Origin of the sequence: Pseudomonas sp. PDM17, assembly GCF_014851985.1 — a bacterium.
Taxonomy (GTDB): Bacteria; Pseudomonadota; Gammaproteobacteria; order Pseudomonadales; family Pseudomonadaceae; genus Pseudomonas.
Window position 1 is genome coordinate 1 of the sequence record NZ_JACVAT010000005.1, and the last position, 17,015, is coordinate 17,015.

At 61.7% G+C, this 17,015-nt stretch carries 19 protein-coding genes; 9 read left to right on the top strand and 10 right to left on the bottom strand.

What is annotated here, in order from left to right:
* On the bottom strand, positions 1–697 hold a 697-nt coding region (locus tag IB256_RS18250; RefSeq protein WP_192403575.1), incomplete at its 3' end, for an OprD family outer membrane porin.
* 193 nt (positions 698–890) lie between these two features.
* Positions 891–2,195 (bottom strand): OprD family porin, encoded by a 1,305-nt coding sequence (locus IB256_RS18255; RefSeq protein WP_192403577.1) that lies wholly within the window; start codon positions 2,193–2,195, stop codon positions 891–893.
* Positions 2,196–2,488: 293 nt separating this feature from the next.
* On the opposite strand from IB256_RS18255, the gene IB256_RS18260 reads away from it, so the two are divergent.
* Together IB256_RS18260 and IB256_RS18265 are read left to right on the top strand one after the other, a co-directional pair.
* Positions 2,489–2,770 (top strand): hypothetical protein, encoded by a 282-nt coding sequence (locus IB256_RS18260; protein WP_192403579.1) that lies wholly within the window; start codon positions 2,489–2,491, stop codon positions 2,768–2,770.
* Positions 2,771–3,057: 287 nt separating this feature from the next.
* Positions 3,058–3,567, top strand: coding sequence for a hypothetical protein (locus IB256_RS18265; protein ID WP_192403581.1), 510 nt, complete (start codon positions 3,058–3,060; stop codon positions 3,565–3,567).
* 206 nt (positions 3,568–3,773) lie between these two features.
* Here IB256_RS18265 and IB256_RS18270 read toward each other — a convergent pair whose 3' ends face one another.
* Both IB256_RS18270 and IB256_RS18275 read right to left on the bottom strand, forming a co-directional pair.
* The gene (locus tag IB256_RS18270) at positions 3,774–5,402 is read right to left on the bottom strand and encodes a serine hydrolase (RefSeq protein WP_192403583.1); all 1,629 of its coding nucleotides are present in this window, start codon (positions 5,400–5,402) and stop codon (positions 3,774–3,776) included.
* Between the two features lie 117 nt (positions 5,403–5,519).
* Positions 5,520–6,209 carry a cysteine hydrolase gene (locus IB256_RS18275; RefSeq protein ID WP_192403585.1) on the bottom strand — a complete coding sequence of 230 codons (690 nt, stop codon included), beginning with the start codon at positions 6,207–6,209 and terminating at the stop codon, positions 5,520–5,522.
* A gap of 874 nt (positions 6,210–7,083) precedes the next feature.
* Between IB256_RS18275 and IB256_RS18280 the strand changes: the two genes are divergently transcribed.
* The 7 genes from IB256_RS18280 to IB256_RS18310 all read left to right on the top strand — a co-directional run bounded on the left by IB256_RS18280 (position 7,084) and on the right by IB256_RS18310 (position 11,264).
* Entirely contained in the window at positions 7,084–7,422 is a 339-nt protein-coding gene (locus IB256_RS18280) for a hypothetical protein (RefSeq protein ID WP_192403587.1), read from the top strand.
* Between the two features lie 206 nt (positions 7,423–7,628).
* Positions 7,629–8,027, top strand: coding sequence for a DUF302 domain-containing protein (locus IB256_RS18285; RefSeq protein ID WP_192403589.1), 399 nt, complete (start codon positions 7,629–7,631; stop codon positions 8,025–8,027).
* An 80-nt stretch (positions 8,028–8,107) separates the two neighbouring features.
* A complete protein-coding gene (locus IB256_RS18290) occupies positions 8,108–8,461 on the top strand; it encodes an SH3-like domain-containing protein (RefSeq protein WP_192403591.1) in 354 nt (117 codons plus the stop codon).
* Positions 8,458–9,123, top strand: coding sequence for a nitrile hydratase subunit alpha (locus IB256_RS18295; RefSeq protein WP_192403594.1), 666 nt, complete (start codon positions 8,458–8,460; stop codon positions 9,121–9,123). Before IB256_RS18290 ends, IB256_RS18295 begins: the two co-directional genes overlap by 4 nt.
* On the top strand, positions 9,120–9,449 hold the full coding sequence (locus IB256_RS18300) for an SH3-like domain-containing protein (RefSeq protein ID WP_192403596.1): 330 nt from the start codon (positions 9,120–9,122) through the stop codon (positions 9,447–9,449). Before IB256_RS18295 ends, IB256_RS18300 begins: the two co-directional genes overlap by 4 nt.
* A 203-nt stretch (positions 9,450–9,652) precedes the next feature.
* A complete protein-coding gene (locus IB256_RS18305) occupies positions 9,653–9,913 on the top strand; it encodes a heavy-metal-associated domain-containing protein (RefSeq protein WP_192403598.1) in 261 nt (86 codons plus the stop codon).
* Positions 9,914–10,229: 316 nt separating this feature from the next.
* A complete protein-coding gene (locus tag IB256_RS18310) occupies positions 10,230–11,264 on the top strand; it encodes a beta-propeller fold lactonase family protein (protein WP_192403600.1) in 1,035 nt (344 codons plus the stop codon).
* Between the two features lie 881 nt (positions 11,265–12,145).
* Here IB256_RS18310 and ppa read toward each other — a convergent pair.
* The 6 genes from ppa to eutC all read right to left on the bottom strand — a co-directional run bounded on the left by ppa (position 12,146) and on the right by eutC (position 17,011).
* The gene (gene ppa / locus IB256_RS18315) at positions 12,146–12,676 is read right to left on the bottom strand and encodes an inorganic diphosphatase (protein WP_081517241.1); all 531 of its coding nucleotides are present in this window, start codon (positions 12,674–12,676) and stop codon (positions 12,146–12,148) included.
* Between the two features lie 80 nt (positions 12,677–12,756).
* Positions 12,757–13,575, bottom strand: coding sequence for a zinc-dependent peptidase (locus tag IB256_RS18320; protein ID WP_192403608.1), 819 nt, complete (start codon positions 13,573–13,575; stop codon positions 12,757–12,759).
* Positions 13,576–13,582: 7 nt separating this feature from the next.
* Positions 13,583–14,242, bottom strand: a complete 660-nt coding sequence (locus tag IB256_RS18325) for a DedA family protein (RefSeq protein WP_192290324.1) — start codon at positions 14,240–14,242, stop codon at positions 13,583–13,585.
* A gap of 185 nt (positions 14,243–14,427) precedes the next feature.
* Entirely contained in the window at positions 14,428–15,312 is an 885-nt protein-coding gene (locus IB256_RS18330) for a substrate-binding periplasmic protein (RefSeq protein WP_192290322.1), read from the bottom strand.
* Positions 15,313–15,413: 101 nt separating this feature from the next.
* Positions 15,414–15,878, bottom strand: a complete 465-nt coding sequence (locus IB256_RS18335) for a GNAT family N-acetyltransferase (RefSeq protein WP_081517245.1) — start codon at positions 15,876–15,878, stop codon at positions 15,414–15,416.
* Positions 15,879–16,213: 335 nt separating this feature from the next.
* On the bottom strand, positions 16,214–17,011 hold the full coding sequence (eutC, locus tag IB256_RS18340; RefSeq protein WP_192403610.1) for an ethanolamine ammonia-lyase subunit EutC: 798 nt from the start codon (positions 17,009–17,011) through the stop codon (positions 16,214–16,216).
* Between the last annotated feature and the right edge of the window lie 4 nt (positions 17,012–17,015).

Genomic DNA, 17,015 nt, shown 5'->3' on the forward strand with positions numbered 1-17,015 from the left:
GGAGCTGGTCGTTGACCTGGTAGTCGGCCTGGTAGGAGTCGAAGCGGTTGCCGGTGGTATCGCAGGCGTAGCGCTTGTTCTTGCAGTTCAGGCGCACGTCCTGGGCATCGGTGGAGTCGCGCGCGGTATAGCGCTCCAGGCGTGTGGCGGTGAACTTGAGGTGGGCGATTTCCTCGCTGGTCAGCTGCGCGCCGTGGAACATGTTGGGCAGCAGGCGGCCGTCGTTGTACTTGAGCAGCGGCATGTCCGGCAGCATCGCGCCGTACTTGAACTGGGTGTGGGAGACGCGCAGCTTGCCGGTGACGCCGGCCTTGGCGTACTGGTCCTCGGATTGACGCGGGTCGTGGCCGCTGGAGGGCAGCAGGCCGCTGTTGCTGTCGGCGGGGCTGGAGTCGAGCTTCACGCCGAGCATGGCCAGGGCATCGACACCGAAGCCGACGGTGCCTTCGGTGTAGCCCGACTGCAGGTTGAGAATGAAGCCCTGCGCGGTTTCCTCGCGCTTGGAGGCACCCTGCGGGTTGGACGAGCTGCCGTCGCGGAAGTCTCGGTTGAAGTAATAGGTGCGCGATTCCAGGCGCGCGCTGCTGTCCTTCAGGAAATCCGCGCGTACTGGCATGGCAAAGCTGCCGGCCAGTGCCAGGGCGCTGACGGCACAGCCGAGCGCACGCGGGGACGGGTTCAGGTTGAGGGCGGACATGCGATAGCTCCGTGAGCGTGAAAGATCGCAGCGAGATATCACGCGGGAACTCCGGCTGGTCGGCCTCAGAAAACAAATGATCCATTAATGAACGGGCAGACTCTCTGCTGTCCGTCTTCCGGTTCCGGGGCAGCCCTCGGCCAGGCTAACGGCCTCAGGCCTGCCGGGGCCTGGCGCTGTTTCTCCTCGCCTGTCAGAGGAGCGAGAAGTTGTAGGTGGCGATCAAGCGGGTTTCGTCGATATCCCGTGCGGACTCTTCGAAGTTGGTGCGGTAGGTCGCATTGCGCAGTCGGAGATTGAGGCCCTTGAAGGTGCCGTTCTGAACCACGTATTTGAACTCGACGTTGCGCTCCCACTCCCGGCCTTCCTGGTCGCCGGCTACCTCGATGTGGTCGCCGCTGACGTAGCGGGTGAGCAAGCTCAGGCCGGGAATGCCGAGACCGCGGAAGTCATAGTCGTAGCGCAGCTGCCAGGAGCGCTCCCCGGCATTGGCGAAATCGTTGTATTGCACGTAGTTGACCAGGTAAGGCGTGCTGCCATCTAGGTAGGGCATCGAGCTGTCGCCGGTAAGGCGTTGCCAGCCGACACTCAAGGTGTGATTGCCGAGGCTGTAGCCGAGCAGGGCGCTCAGGGTGCGATTGTCGATCCGGCCGGCTCGGGCGGCACCATCGTCGTCGCTGTCGAACCAGCGCAGATCCACGTTTGCCTGACCCGGACCGAGGGGCTGCCGGCCGACTACGCCGACGAAGCTCTGGCGATAGACGTTTTCCAGTCCGCCCCGGGCGTACTGCAACTGGAAGTGCTCGGTGATCTGATAGTCGGCCTGGTATGCGTCGAAACGGTTGCCGGTGGTGTCGCAGGTGTAGCGCTTGTTCTTGCAGTTCAGGCGGATGTCCTGCGCATCGGTGGAGTCGCGGCCGGTGTAACGCTCCAGGCGTGTCGCGGTGACTATCAGTCCGGGGATATCGGTGCTCGCCAGTTGCGTGCCGTGGAACATGGCCGGCAGTAGGCGCGTGTCGTCGTGCCGGAGCAGCGGCATATCCGGCAACAGGGCGCCGAACTTCAGACGGGTCTGGGCGAAGCGCAGTTTGCCGGCGACGCCTGCCTTGGCGTACTGATCGGCAGCGCCACGCGGTTGATGGCCGCTGGAGGGGAGCAGACCGCTGTTGCTGTCCGCGGGGCTGGAGTCGAGCTTCAGGCCCAGCATGCCCACGGCATCCACACCGAAGCCGATGGGGCCTTCGGTAAAGCCCGATTGCAGGTCGAGGATGAATCCCTGGGCAGATTCCTCGTGCTTGGAGGCACCCTGCGGATTGGCGGAGCTGCCGTCGCGCATGTCGCTGTTGAAGTAATAGGTCCTGGACTCGAGGTGCGCACTGCTGTCTGTGAGGAAGTCCGCGCGTGCCGGGCCGACGATCCCGGTGGAGAGGACCAGTGAGCCTATTGCCCACAGTGGGCGATAAAGGCGAGTGGTGAGCGTGGGGGAAATGACAGGCATTCGATGACTCCATGGCAACTGAATGGCCAGCGGAAATAGCACGGGGAGTCGAGGAAAACTTTGCCTGAATAATTAATGAGCCGATTAATGAGTCACGGCCTTCTTTGCTTTGCCCTGGCAGGAAATGAGCGCTGCTCAATGTCTCATTATTCGCTCTTGCCGGGCGTGGCGGATTTTCCTGTTAATGCCAGGGGCCTCGCGGTGCGACGCCTGGGGTGGTGGGGGCGGGTTTTCATTAGTCGGTTATTTGCAACCCTGAGCGGTTATCGCGCAGGCGTCAGCGGCGCACACTGATGGCAAGCATTGATCGATGTGGACAGGGCGCGACGGCCAAGGCCGAACGTCAGCCCAGCGATATTTCCTGCTTCCATTGGGTGTGGATAGACAAGATGAAAAAGACTCTGGCGATATCCGCTGTATGGCTTTGCTGCACTTTCCTCCTCGTGGGTTATACGGCCTCGGCCAGCGTGGAAAGTTGCGGCAAGGACGATCAATCCTGTGCAAGCAGCACGGCCTGGTATCGATTGCATGGCCTGGAAAAGCTATCCGAAGCCACCGGTAAGCTCTATTTCTAGATTTCCAGCTTCTTCGTGTATCGGCTGTATTTCGCCCTCCGGTCTGAGTCGTCCGCCGTGAATGCGGCTTCTAGTGTGCCGACTTCACGAGGAGGCTTTCCCGCTGGCTCTGTTGCGTGTTTGGTTGAGCGTAGTTAGGCGGCTTGCCGAGCTTTCGCTCTAACGATACCCACGCCAGGTACGAGTCATTGTCGTGGTTGCCAATGAGCGGAAACCCCCCCCGGGAAAAGACAAACCGGAAGGAGGGGAAGCGAATCGTTCGTTGTAGACAACGTAGACAACGGCTGATGGAAACCCATCGTCGCTCACCCGCTGCGAGGCGGCGTGTGAGCAGCTTTGCGCGGATCATCCTGGCGCCCGCTAGCCGGTCCAGTAAAGCGGTGGGCGCAAAGGCACAACGTTTAATCATCTACCCCGAGTACGGCACCATGGCCAACAAGCACCTGCGAATCCTGATTACCGAGAACCTGCATCGCGAGGCACTCTGGAAGGAGCAGATGCTGAACCAGTTGGGCTATTTCCGCATTGCAGTCGCCTCGTCGCTGCAGGAAATGCGCATTCTGGGTCGCTGCACATCCATGCCGTTCGATGTGATGATCAGTAGTTCCCGACTGCTCAACACCGAGCCGCTGCAGCGAGGTTCGACGGCCGGTGTCTACCGCAATGCGCTGTTCTACGACATGAAGTACCTCTGCACCGATCCGACACTGCTGGCCGCGCCAGGAACTGTCGTACAACTGCCTGGTCCCCTTGGCATCGCGAATCTCGACGCTTTCATGGCCCTGGTCAGCGCCTAAGGGCCGTACGCGGAGGCGTTCCTTCGCCAGCAATGGATTGCGATGGTTGAAATGCACAAGGCCCGCTACGAGCGGGCCTTGTGCATTCAGGGGCGTGGGTTTCCGGAAACGATATTCAGTGACGCGTGATCGGGCTGGTTCCGGAGCGGCAGCTGACGGATCACGGCTGCCACTCCGCAAGTTTGACCTCACGTCCTGACGATGTCTCAGGGCTGGTAGACGCTAACCGCCTTGAGCAGCAGATCGTTCATGAAGCGGGTCATTTTATCGAGTGTCGCAGTGTCGGTGATGCCGTACTTCTGCGACAGCTGGTCGAGGTTCTCGTAACCCGCCCAGACGCGGCCGCGCTCATCCTGCCAGACCGCGACGCGCAGGGGCAGGTCAAGTGCCGCGCCCTGCTTGTCGAGCATCACCTTGCTGCCGACGTTTGGGTTGCCCAGCACCAGGACCTTGGTCGGGCGCAATTGGCTACCGGTACCACGGGAGTTCTTCTCGTGGTCGAACTCGGCGAATACCGGCACTTTGTGCAGAGCGAGGTCTTCCTTCAGGCGGGTGATGGTTTCATCCACACTGAACTTGCTTTCCAGGTTGACCACCTTGTCCGAATCCAGTCCGGACCCAAGGCCCGGCTTGTACGCCTCGGCGATGTCTCGTCCCAGCGCAGTCATGTCGACATCCTGCTTGTTGGTGATCAGGGTGACGCAGACCAGTTCGTCGCCGGCGGTGAAGCGGCTCAGGTAGGCGCTGAAGCCAGCGTTGCTGCCCTTGATCTCGAGGAAGCCTGGATGACGGGTGAATTCCCACCCGGCCATCGCCGGAACTACGCTGCCGTTCTTCAGCTTGGCCGGTTTGTAGATGGTGTCGCGGTGAGCGGCGTCCTTGAGCAGAACGCTGCCGGCGAGGGCGATGTCCCAGCGGCTGATGTCTTCTGCGGAGGACCAGATGCCGCCATAGGCGTAGAGGTTCTTCGATTCATTGATGCCGACGGCCACGTTCTTGCCGTTTACGCTCCGGTAGCCAGTTGCCGCCTCGCTGGGGTCGATGAAGACCTGGTCAGCCTTGAATTTCGAGTGTTGATTACCGACCTTGGTCGGAGTGGGGCGGTCAAGGTGTACGCGGGTCGCCATGTCAGCCGGGAACATCGTGTTCTTGAGGTCCAGGGGCTTGATCTGGTACTTCCAGACGAAGTCCTCATAGGACATGCCGCTCACCTTCTCGACGATTTTGCCGAGCAGGATGAAGTCGGTGGCGCTGTCGCGCACGTTGGTACCCGGTTTGAACAGCAGGGAGCTGTCCTTCACCAGGTCGATCAGCTCTTCTGGGGTATACGCCTGGTCCGCCTTGTAGCCATGGTGGCGGAAGTCCGGGATTCCGGAAGCGTGCTGCATCAGTTCAAGGATCGTGATGTCATGCCAGCTGCGCGGGGCATCGGTGATGTAGCGGGAGACGGGTTCGGAAACGTCCAGCTTGCCCATTTCCACCAGCTGGAAAATAGCCACCGCGGTGAAGGCCTGGGTGATCTGGCCGACGTTCCAGGACGTCTTGATCGATGCCAGTTCATCGTTGCTTGCGGTTGCCAGGCCGTAACCGGCTGCGCGCGGGATATAGGGTGCCTGGACGATCGCCATCGACAGACCGGGCAGGTCGTTCTTCTTCATGAAGTCCGACACCATCTGGTCGATGTACTTGCCGCCAGCTTTGAGTGCAGGGTCACCGCGGTTCACCGAGTACAGGGTGGCATCAGCGGCCTGGGCGGCGAAAGTGTGCACAGGCAGCAGGGTAATGGAGGAGAGGAGGCAAACCGAGATCAGGGTCTTTCTGAGGGACGGGGTCATGTTGACGTTCCAGTTGAGAGAATGTGGGTCAGCTGCAGTAGTCACCGGTAGTGGGGCGTTGCTCGCGCCCGGCCGATTCCGATGACGAGGTATCGGGTGAAAGGTCGCTGGCGAGAGTCAGAGAGGGGCAGGGGCCAGGCGCTGGAGGATTTCGTCCGTACTGAGCACATCGCGCGCGAGATAGCGGAAGTTGATCTGTGCCGAGACATTGCCGTCACCCCATTCGGGATGGCGAGGGCCGGCAGTAGCATCGCGGGCGATGACCAGTTCGAAACCCTGTTCGATCAGCTCGCGGGCATGAGCCTCGACGCACATGTTGGCCAGCATTCCACCGAGGATGACGCGCTGGATGCCGCGCTTGCGCAATTGCAGGACCAGATCGTTGGTTTCCGGGCCGTACAGCTTGTGTGGTGAGACGACGATGGTCTTGCCGTCTTCGATATAGGGCCGCAGGGACGGTACCCAATCGGCTCCGGAACCTGCGAATCCTTCCAGGCTGAGAGGGCTGCGGCGTTCGAACATGTGGTTGAAGTGCATGACCTGGCCGAGAGGCTCGTGGAAATGCCAGTTATGATCGGTTGGGTAGTAATAGTGCGGGGAGACGAACACCTCATAGCTGTGGGCCTTTGCCGCCTTGAATAGCCGCTCGATGTTTTCCAGCGTACGGTTGGCTTCCACGGCCTCCTTCACGAAAGGCCAGGCGCCGCCATTCTCGGTCAGAACTTCAATTTGAGGGTCCGTGAACAGTAGTGCGGTGGTATTCGGATTGAAGCGATCCGAATCAGGGGCGTTTAGAACGTCAGTCATGGATATCTCCAGGGATGGCATCGATCATTTATCAATTCGGCGGCTAGCCTGGTCCGGTAGGGCGGATTTGCAGATTTCAGTTTTCGCCACGAATAACTCTTATGAAAACTGGAGCGCTGACTGCCAGCCGAAGTTGATGAGCAGGTGCTGGCGTAAACCAGACGGCTATTCCGTGTTCTCGCAGGGCCTGCAGTAACTCTGTATCACTGGCGTTGTCTGCGGCGGTAATAACGAAGTGCTCGTTCTGGGTGCAGTGCAACACCTGGAAGTTAATCGATGATTGGTTGGTAAAGAATTTAGGTGGCGTAGTCTCTACAGACTTGATGCTTCGGATGCTGTTGCCTCCTATGAATGCCGGAGCTCGCCTGGTTGGCGACGGAATCAAGCTAAGCCGGTTGCTCAAAGCCGACAACCCATTGCAACACTATTTGAAGTGATTGGTCTGAATAATGATTTCGTGAAATATTATTATGATTTCAAGGGCCGGGCTTTAATCTCGTGGTAAGGGATCTGGCTGGGTGGTCAGCGGTTCTCATTATCGATTTGTTGTTGCGTGCAGGCAGGCTGTTTGTCTTTGGCAAGGCGAATCGCTGGCGGTGTGTGATGTTTGCTGGCGTGGTTAGGGTAGATGGCTGGCGTGCACTGGGTGGTGGGTTTTAAGTTGTTTGGTTATTAATAATCTCCTGTGGTGAAGTAATGATGTGTCTTGTCTCCAAAGGCTGGGTAAGAGTTCTGAAGCTCACTGGCGTAGCCGGGAGCGGCGAAGTAACTCGTTGGTGTTGCCAATTCAACTAAAGGGTGGCCCACAGATGTTTTACTGAGCCTTGCCTGGGAGTTCGCCGACGAATCCATACCTGATGGGAGGAAGCACATCGTGTCCCGGACCAAGCCATTGCGCGCGCCACCCGCCACCTTGCAGACCCTGGCGTCGAATGCCGATGACGAATCGGCCATCTTGCAGGCCGCCAGTATTCCCATGGACTACAGGAACTACCGTACGCCGCAGGAGGCGCGCCAGGCGCTGGCTGACGCCCAAGCGGATTTCCTCGCCCGTGGTGGGGTGGTCACTGTGCTCGAGAGCTTTGTCTCCAAGCCACTTCCGCCTGCGAAGACGTTGACTGATCACAGCACCGGAAGGTCTGTGCCTGTGACTCGCGGCAACCTGGAGGCGGCTCGGCTCGACAGGGCAGCGAACACGAGGAGTGATCCATGATGTCGGCGAGGCGCCTGGTTGGCAGACACGCCGTGTGTTGGCCTCCGACCCGTATCGCGGAGGGAGTGTCCACTTTCCGTACGCTGCTCCGGGCCCGCGACAGACTTCAAGGGGGACACATGGCGATGCAGGTTTCTCTGGCAGTCTGTCGGCGACGGACTATCGTCTTCGTGGTTCCTTTTACCTGCGACTGCCGAGGCTGATCCATGGAACATCCATCACGCACACGGACGATTACCAGCCAATTCGACTTTGCCACCACGCTTTTGCGGCTCCACCAGACATTGCAGTCGCACGGAGTCACCATCTTCGCGGATATCGATCAGCGGGCCGCTGCACAGCAGGCCGGGACTACCCTGCGGCCGACCCAGCTCATCCTGTTCGGGAATCCCAGAGGCGGTACGCCTGCCATGCAGGCCAACCCCCACGCAGCGGTGGAGTTGCCGTTGCGCGCGGTGGTCTGGGAGGACGAGCAAGGCACTACCCACATCGACTATCAAGATGCTGCCGGGGTTCTCGCTGCGGAGTACGGCTTGCCGCAGGACCACGTGGCTGCGCTGGCTGTCCTGGAGCCTTTGCTTCAGGGCGTGGCTGGCTTGAGGTAGAGCTGGTCGACTTTTCGAGAAGTCGCAATTTCCATCCAATCTGAACATCGGCAAAGGTCCTCAGCCGAGGAGGAAACCCCATGTCTGTTCGCCCTTGGAATGCTCCTGTCCCCACTGCCAATGTCGTCTTCGCGCTGGGAGAGCAGCCCCCCTTCCGTGCCGGGGACCGGGTGCGTATTGCCACTCGCTCGCCAGTGGGGCACTACCGCGTGCCCACCTACATTCGCGGCAAGGTGGGCACCATCGAAGCTGTCGTCGAGCCTGTAGGTGTCGACAACGAGCAGGAAGGCTTTGGCCGCAACGCAGGTGCAAAGCGTCACTACTACCGTGTGGCATTCCCCATGACCGAAATCTGGCCGCACTACGCCGGCTCGGCCCATGACGGGCTACGGATCGAGGTCTACGAAACCTGGCTGGAGAGCATCGAGCAATGAGTAAGACAGGACATGGACACGACCATGGGCATGATCACGAACATGCCCACGAGGAGATCGCCGAGTCCGGCGGGCCAGGTTACTACGAGATCATGGAGACGGCCGTCCGGGAGCTCCTGGTGGCCAAGGGATACCTGGGCGCCGACGAGATCAGGCGGCAGATCGAAGTGCTGGACTCGCGCACGCCTGCTCTGGGTTCCATGGTTGTCGCGCGAGCATGGACCGACCCGGCGTTCAAGGCGCGCCTGCTGGCCAACGGCCGAGCCGCGTGCGAGGAGCTGGGGGTCAGCTTCTATGACGACACCCAGCTGATTGCACTGGAAAACACCGAGAAGGTGCACAACCTGATCGTCTGCACGCTCTGTTCCTGTTATCCCCGGCCACTCCTGGGGCTGCCGCCGGACTGGTACAAGCTCAAGCCCTACCGTGCGCGTGCAGTCAGTGAGCCGCGCCTGGTGCTTGCCGAATTCGGTACGTTGATTCCAGACGATGTCGAGATCCGCGTCAGTGACTCAACGGCGATGGTGCGATTCCTTGTCGTGCCAAGACGGCCAGAGGGAACGGATAACTTCAGCGAGAAAGAACTGGCAGATCTCGTGACGCGCGACTCGATGATCGGAGTCATTCCCGCCACTGCACCAACCGCAAGGAGCGCCCCATGACGCAGTCGGAAAACCTGGTCCGCAAACTCCCCAATGACATCGGTGGCGAGGAAGCGGGTCCGATCGATCGAAGTGAGCACGTACTGGAGCCCTGGGAGAAGCGTTGTCATGCCCTCGCGGACGTACTGGACTTCCACAAGATCATCAATACCGAAGAGAAGCGACGCGGCGTCGAAGCGCTCGGTGCTCAGATGATCTCGGCCCTCAGCTATTACGAGCGCTGGATAGTGGCATTCGCCAACATCTGCTTCGAGAAGCAAATCCTCACGCCCGAAGAGTTGGCGCGGAAGATGGACGAAGTGCAGAGCCGCAGCTCCACCTCATAGGTGGGAGCAGGTCATTGAATTTGCCGTCTGTATGCAGTGGGGACGGTCGTGAGCCGGGGAGTTCTGTCGTGCACCTTCAGCCAGGACTCAGCGCATCAGGACCGTCTGTCCGGAGGCAAAAAAAACGCTTCGATGCGTATTGACCTTGACCTTGTGTCAAGGTTGAAAGTGGCTCCATCCACTCAACAACTGGAGTCCCAGAGATGATCAGCATTGAAGTCAAAGACATGACCTGCGGCCACTGTGAAGCCACCCTGCGCAAGGCTGTCGCCGCGGTAGACGCTGGAGCCGGCGTGGTAGTCGACTTGCCAGCACGTCGACTGGAGATCGACTCCATCGTGGATTCGGAGCGCTTCTTCGAAGCGGTGCTTGCCGCCGGCTATACCCCGGAAAAAGTGGGCGCGAAGAACGCCAATGCCAATGGAAACGCGGTCAAGGAAAAACGCGGCTGCTGCTGCCGCTAACCGCAGCAGGGCGTCGGCAGGCTGCTGACGCCCAACCTCTCGAAAGGTGGACACGGATATGCCTCGTACGAAGCGTTCGGATGAATGCGCCCAGGATCATCCCGCAGCCCTGTTCAGGCGCTCGGAGATTCCACCACTCATAACCTTCACTCGTTGCCGACGGCTACGGCCTGCGCGATGTGCCCCGCTGCATCCCTGAGCCGGGAGAAGCAACCGGGCCGAGTTCGTCGGTGATGACCTCAAACAGATGACTGCGTCGGCTCGCTGATGAAGCCGGCGCAGACGAGTACCCGTTTCTCAACAAGGAGTGACCAACATGCAAAGCATCAAGAACAAGCTTCTGGCAGCCGTACAGATTGGCCTGCTGGCCTTCGCCGGAAGCGCCTTTGCCGCCGACAAGGTCTATACCGCCAACGAGGGCGCGGCCGTGGTCGACGTGCTGGACGCCGCTTCGCTGAAGCCGCTGAGCAGCATCCATGTCGGCATGAAGCCTCACAACGTGCAGGTATCGCCCGATGGGAAGTTCATCTGGGTGACCAACATGGGGGAGCCGAGCAAGGCAGGTAATGCCGAGGCGAAGAAGGAGGCCGAGGGCGGTCACGTGGACAAGCCTGGCGCGGTGTGGGTCATCGATGCCGGCAACGAAGCCATCGTCGCCAAGGTTCCGGTGGGCAAGCACCCGGCGCATGTGGTGGTATCCCCGGATGGCAGCACGGCCTACGTCACCAACAGCGGTGACAACACCATCAGCGTGATCGACGCGGTGAGCCGCAGCCCGGTGACGACCATCGCAGTCGGCAAGTTCCCGCATGGTCTGCGCATCAGCCCGGATGGCAAGGAAATCTACCTCGCCGACATGAAGGGCGGCACGGTGTCGGTGGTCGATACGGCCAGCCGCAAGGAAGTGGCACAGATTCCGGTAGGCAAGATGCCGGCGCAGGTCGGCTTCACGCCGGACGGGCGTCTGGTCGCTGTGTCGCTGGCTGGCGAGAACGCGGTCGCGGTGATCGACACCGCCACTCGCAAGGTGGTGCACAAGGTGAGCGTGGGCAACATGCCGATCCAGCTGTTCGCCACGCCGGATTCGCGCACTGTTGTGGTGGCGAACCAGGGCTCCCGTGAAAAACCTGGCAACTCGGTCAGCGTGATCGATCTGGAACACTTCAAGGTCGCAAAAACGGTGGAGACGGGTGCCGGTGCCCATGGGGTGGTGATCGATCGCGAAGGACGCTATGCCTACGTCACCAACTCCTTCGCTGATTCGGTGTCGATGGTCGACTTGAAGGAAGGCAAGGTGGTCAAGACCACGCCGGTCTCGAAGAACCCCAACGGCATCAACATGACGCCCTAACGCGCCGTCAGGCAGAAAAGCGCCGCTGTCAGATCTGCTCCATTCCCCCTCGCCCGATGCATTGCATCGGGCGTGTTGTTTCCGAGCAGATTCGGTCAACGTGCGGGGTGTGTCTGAGCGAGGCAGGGACGCTCCGCAGGACTGCTGATCGCAAGCCATCTTCGTTGATGGTCGGTCGTTGCATCTGGCGGCCTATAGCGGACTTTCACTCAATCAGCGCTGCGATGAAGTAGCCAGGCAATGACCCCTGCGAATGGAGCGAGCGGAACCGGGCCTCCGACAACGACTGCTGAGCCCCAGGCAAAGCCGCTTTCACCCTTGAACCGGCCACCGCGCAGAAAGCGCAATACGCGGGCACCGGCGCAATGCGTCAGATAGACGCGTATTCAGCCGTCAATGACGTCCATCCGGTCTTCAGGATCGCGAATGCGAGGTGGGCGAAAAGAGTAAAGCTCAGATGTCTGGTGGCAGTCGCCCGCTTCCGGGCCTGCCCCGTCGATCATGGTTTCAAACCATTCCGGTGAGATTCGCTGCAGTTGGTGGTCAGGACGAATGCAGGCGGATGGTTGACTGCAGTGCGATCCCGCACTCCGAGCCGGCTGCCGCAAGGTGTGGGTCGAAGTGTGGGTGCTATATCCCGAGCTTTCACGATGCCGCGCTCCGCAAGGCTTGCGGGCATTAAAAAAGCCGGCTTGTGGCCGGCTTTCAGGGGGTGGTCCAACCTTACTTCTGGTAGGGCGGACCGCCTTGATTCTGTGGCAGCGCAGCGAGCTGCGTGCGGGGCGAAGATGGTAGCAAAGTCGGGACGAAAAGCCTAATCCCAGTCATGAAAAAGCCCCGCCTGGGCGGGGCTCTTCACGGCGCGGTCACCCGCGCCACCATCACTTGGCCTGGAAGGCAGCGACGGCCTTGTTGATGTAGTCGTGAGCCTGGGCGGTGTCGCCCCAGCCTTCGACCTTCACCCACTTGCCCTTCTCGAGATCCTTGTAGTTCTCGAAGAAGTGCTTGATCTGCTCCAGCAGCAGGGCCGGCAGGTCAGTGTATTCCTTCACGTCGTGGTACAGCACGCTCAGCTTGTCGTGCGGCACGGCGATCAGCTTGGCGTCGCCGCCGGCTTCGTCGCTCATGTTCAGCACGCCAACCGGACGGGCGCGGATCACGGAACCCGGAGCGACCGGGTACGGGGTAACGACCAGCACGTCCAGGGGGTCACCGTCGTCGGCCAGGGTGTTCGGGATGAAACCGTAGTTGGCCGGGTAGAACATCGGGGTGGCCATGAAACGGTCGACGAACAGGCAGTCGGTGTCCTTGTCGATTTCGTACTTGATCGGCGCGTGGTTGGCCGGGATCTCGATGGCGACGTAAATGTCGTTCGGCAGGTCTTTGCCAGCCGGGATGCTGCTGTAGCTCATGGACGACTCCAGATAGTGGTCGGGCCGAAAAAGTGCGGCGGATTATAGGCAGATTGCCGTGTCCAAGCCACAGACATCGCCTAGTGCGCCTGAGTTTCCTGATATTCGGGGTGATCGGCCTGAAGCTTGTGCAGGCGCGAGAGCGGATCTTGCCGGTAGAACAGCGAAAGCTGTTCATAGACTTTGGGATAGGCCGCCCAAAGGAGGTCCGGAGCGGTAAAGAAGTACTCGCTGGTGACGGCAAAGAACTCGGCCGGATTTTCCGCCGCGTACGGGTCGATGGCGGTGTGCGCCTGCGGATTGTGGTCGAGCTGGCGGTTCAGGTCGTCGTAGGCGGCCTGCATGGCGGCGGCCCAGTCGGCGACGCGCATGTCGCGGTGCAGCGGTGGCATGCCGTTGGCATCGCCATTGAGCATGTCGAGCTTGTGGGCCAGTTCGTGGATCACCAGGTTATAGGCATCCCAGCCACCGCCGTTTTCCACGCCGGGCCAGGCGAGAATCACCGGGCCCTGCAACGAGGTCTCACCGGCGCGCTCGTCGTCGAATTCGTGCATGACGCCCGCCGGGTCGCGGTGCTTCTGCGGGCTGACGAAGTCGTCGGGATACAGGACCAGCTCATGGAAGCCGCCGTACCAGTTCAGGTCCGGCAGGTGCAGCAGTGGTAATTCTGCCTGGGTGGCCAGCAGCAGGCGGCGGTAGTCGTCCAGTTCGATGCCCGGCAGTGGCGAGAGGCGCTTGTCGCGCAGGAACAGCAGCGCCCGCTCGCCGAGCCGGCGCAGCTCTTCTTCGCTCAGACCGTCGAGGATCGGCAGGTGCCCGCGCACCTGCGCCCACAGCTCTGCGTCAAGCGGATAGCGGGCGAGGAAGCGCCGGCGGCGCCAGGCGCTGAACGACCACATGGGCGGATCAGTGCTCGCCGGGCTGGGCCTTGGCCGAGGGGCGCATCTTGTGGCGGATGAAACCGATCAGCATGGGCACCAGGGAGAAGGCGATGATGGCGACGATCATCACCGAGAGGTTCTGCTTGATGAACGGCACATTGCCGAAGAAGAAGCCCAGGGTGACCAGGCCGCCGACCCAGGCGATGCTGCCGGCCACGCTGAAGAACAGGAAGCGCGCATAGGGCATGTAGGCCATGCCGGCGACGAAGGGGGCGAAGGTCCGCACGATGGGCAGGAAGCGCGCCAGGGTCACGGTCTTGCCGCCGTGGCGTTCGTAGAAGGCGTGGGTCTGGTCCAGGTAGTCGCGGCGGAAGACTTTCGAGTCCGGGTTGCTGAACAGGCGTTTGCCCAGGGTTCGGCCGATCACGTAGTTGGTGCTGTCACCGCTGATCGCCGCGAGCAGCAGCAGGCCGCCGAGCATCCACGGGTCCATGCCGCCCGCGGCGCAGATGGCGCCGGCGATGAAGAGCAGGGAGTCGCCCGGCAGGAAGGGTGTCACCACCAGGCCGGTCTCGCAGAAGATCACCAGGAAGAGGATGGCGTAGATCCAGGTGCCATAGTTGGCCACCGCCAGCGACAGGTAGGTGTCGAGGTGGAGAATCAGGTCGATCGGGTTGAATTCCATGAGAAGCCTGTCTGACAACAAGGTGAACGGCCGGGCCGCCCATTATAAGGCGCGGCCGGGCTGCCGGGGGCGCGCTCCGTCGAATCCTGCGACGGAGGTCCGCGGGAGGATATTACAGCTTCTGCGTGAAAATCCTGTCGCTGTGAACGCGGCAATGCCTTGTGACAAATGCCCGGCGCACGGTCCTAGAGCAGGCTCGCCTGCCAGCTCAGCAGGTCCGTTGTCGTCCGGGGAGTCAGAGTGGCCCCGTGCTGATCGCTGGTCGCCGGCAACTGCTCGGCCAGCGGATGCGCAGCGACTTCGCGGGTGTTCATCGCGCTTTCCAGACGTGCCTCGGCGATCAGTTGCTGAAGACGGCCGCTGCGGCGCAGGGTGCGCAAGCCGCGATCGAGGCTGGCGGCCAGGGCTTCGCCTTCGGCGCGCTTCTTCGGCACCAGCACGTAGAGTGGCTTGATCTCCAGCGGAGGGTCGACGAACTCGAGTTGCTCGCGCAATGCCGGGGCGTTCTGGCTGAGCAACTGGTAGCCGGTGTAGCGGTCCACCACGGCCAGGTCGATACGCCCGCGCAGGAGTTTTTCCAGGTTCTGCCAGTCGCTGCTCACCACGTCCTTGTTGAGGAAGTCGGCGGCGTCAAAGCGCTCTTGATTGACGTAACCGCGCACTACGCCGATGCGGTAGGGTCGCAGAGTGTCGAGGTCGCGCGGGTTGATCGGCAGGGCGCGGTCGCGGCGGCGGAAGAAGCCGAGCTGGGAGTCCAGCAGTGGCATCGAGGTGTAGAAGTCCTGGCTGCGGTCTGGCGACAGGTAGGCCGGCATCAGTGCATCGAAACGGCCCTCGCGGGATTCGTTGAGGGCCCGTTGCCAGGGCAGAAAGACCAGTTCTGCCTTGTCGCCGTTAAGCGCCAGGGCTTCGTTCAGGATGCGGCTGGCCAGCCCGTTGCCCGGCAGGTCGCTGCCGACGTAGGGCGACCATTCCAGGGTGGCGATGCGCAGGGTCTGGGCCTGGGCGTTGGCGCCCAGGAAGGCGAGACAGAGACAGGCGGTGCGCAGAACAAGCAGGGAAATACGCATGGGATCCCTTCATGCGGAGGCCGCGGTGATTCCGCTGGTTGCACTCTAATGCGCCGGGCCCGCCGATGCCAGCGGGCCGCTCCGCACCGTGGATCAGCTCCTCAGTTGAGATCGTCGCTGATCGGCAGGATGTAGTTCTTGAACTCGCTGTCCTCGCGGAAACCGATGGACTCGTAGACCTTCTGCGCCACTTCGTTATTGACGCTGGTGGACACGCGCATGCGCACGGCCTGGGTCTCGCGGGCCATCTGCCGGGCGGTCTGCAGCAGGTGGTCAGCGACCAGCTGGCGTCGAGCCTCTTCGGCGACATAGATGTCGTTGAGGATCCATACGCGTTTGAGCGATAGCGAGGAGTAGCTCGGGTAGAGCTGGCAGAAGCCCAGCAGCTTGCTGTCGTCGTCATCCGGCAGGGCCAGGTAGATCACCGATTCCTTGCGGCGCAGGCGCTTCTCGAGGAATTTCCGCGAAGACTCGGGGTAGGGGAGCATGCCGTAGAACTCACGGTATTTGACGAACAGCGGCGCGAGCAGATCGAGGTGGTCGAGCGTGGCTTGCACGATGCGCATAAGCGGGCCTCGGCGGGAGGTGAGTGGGCTGGTATGGCGATGCAGGGGCTATGCCAGCGAATAGCCATTGGTCCGATGCTGCACTAGAAATTGTTGAAAGCGCAATCCAAGCGAGCGTTTGATCTGGAATGGTTGGCAGACGGGGCTTGAGACGCTGTAGGAGATAGCTTGCTTGGAAAGTTTTGTGGGGTGGTGACAGGGGAATGTTCAGGGGGCGACGGACTGTAGGAGCGAGCTTGCTCGCGAAACGCCTCGGCGACGGAGCTGCTGGAAACCCGTTCGCGAGCAAGGGCCAGGCGCCCCCTCGGTCCTACGAAGAGCCGCCCGTGCTGCTTTCAGGTCAGCAGGAAGTTCGCCCCCGGCCCGCCGCCCTCCAGCGTCGGCAACTCCGCCTCGTCCTTCAGGTTCACCCCCGACAGCTGCCGGCGGCAGGCCTCGCGCATCAGATACAGCAGCCGGTGCGTGGCGAGACCGTAGCTGAGGCCTTCCAGGCGCACGTTGGAGATGCAGTTGCGGTAGGCATCGTTCAGGCCGACCTTCGGCGCCCAGGTGAAGTACAGGCCGAGGCTGTCCGGCGAGGACAGGCCGGGGCGCTCTCCGATCAGGATCACCACCATCTTCGCCCGCAGCAGCTCGGCGACTTCGTCGGCCACGGCGACCCGGCCCTGCTGCACCAGCGCCACCGGGGAAAGATTCCAGCCTTCGTTGCGCGCCTGCTCCTCCATACGCTGAAGCAGGGGCAGGCTGTGACGTTGCACCGCGAGCGACGAGAGACCGTCGGCGATCACCACCGCCAGGTCATAACCCTGCGGGTGGCGGTCGGCGTGGCGACGCAGGGTCTCCACCGATTCCTCGTTCAGCCGGCGGCCCAGGTCAGGGCGTTGCAGGTAGGTGTCGCGGTCGGCGGCAGCGCTGTGCAGCAGCAAGGTGGCGCGGCCGTGTCCGGCCAGTTGCGCGGCGAGGCCCTCGCGGTCGAAGGGCAGGTGCACGGCGTCGCGCGCCTGGGCATGGGCGAACTGGAAGTCCAGTTGCGCGCCGGTCGGCAGGCTGGTGCCGGCGCGGCCCAGGGCGATGCGCGCGGCGGTCAGTCGACGCAGTTCCTGCCAGGGGTTGGGGGTGAAGCTGTCGCTCATCGAA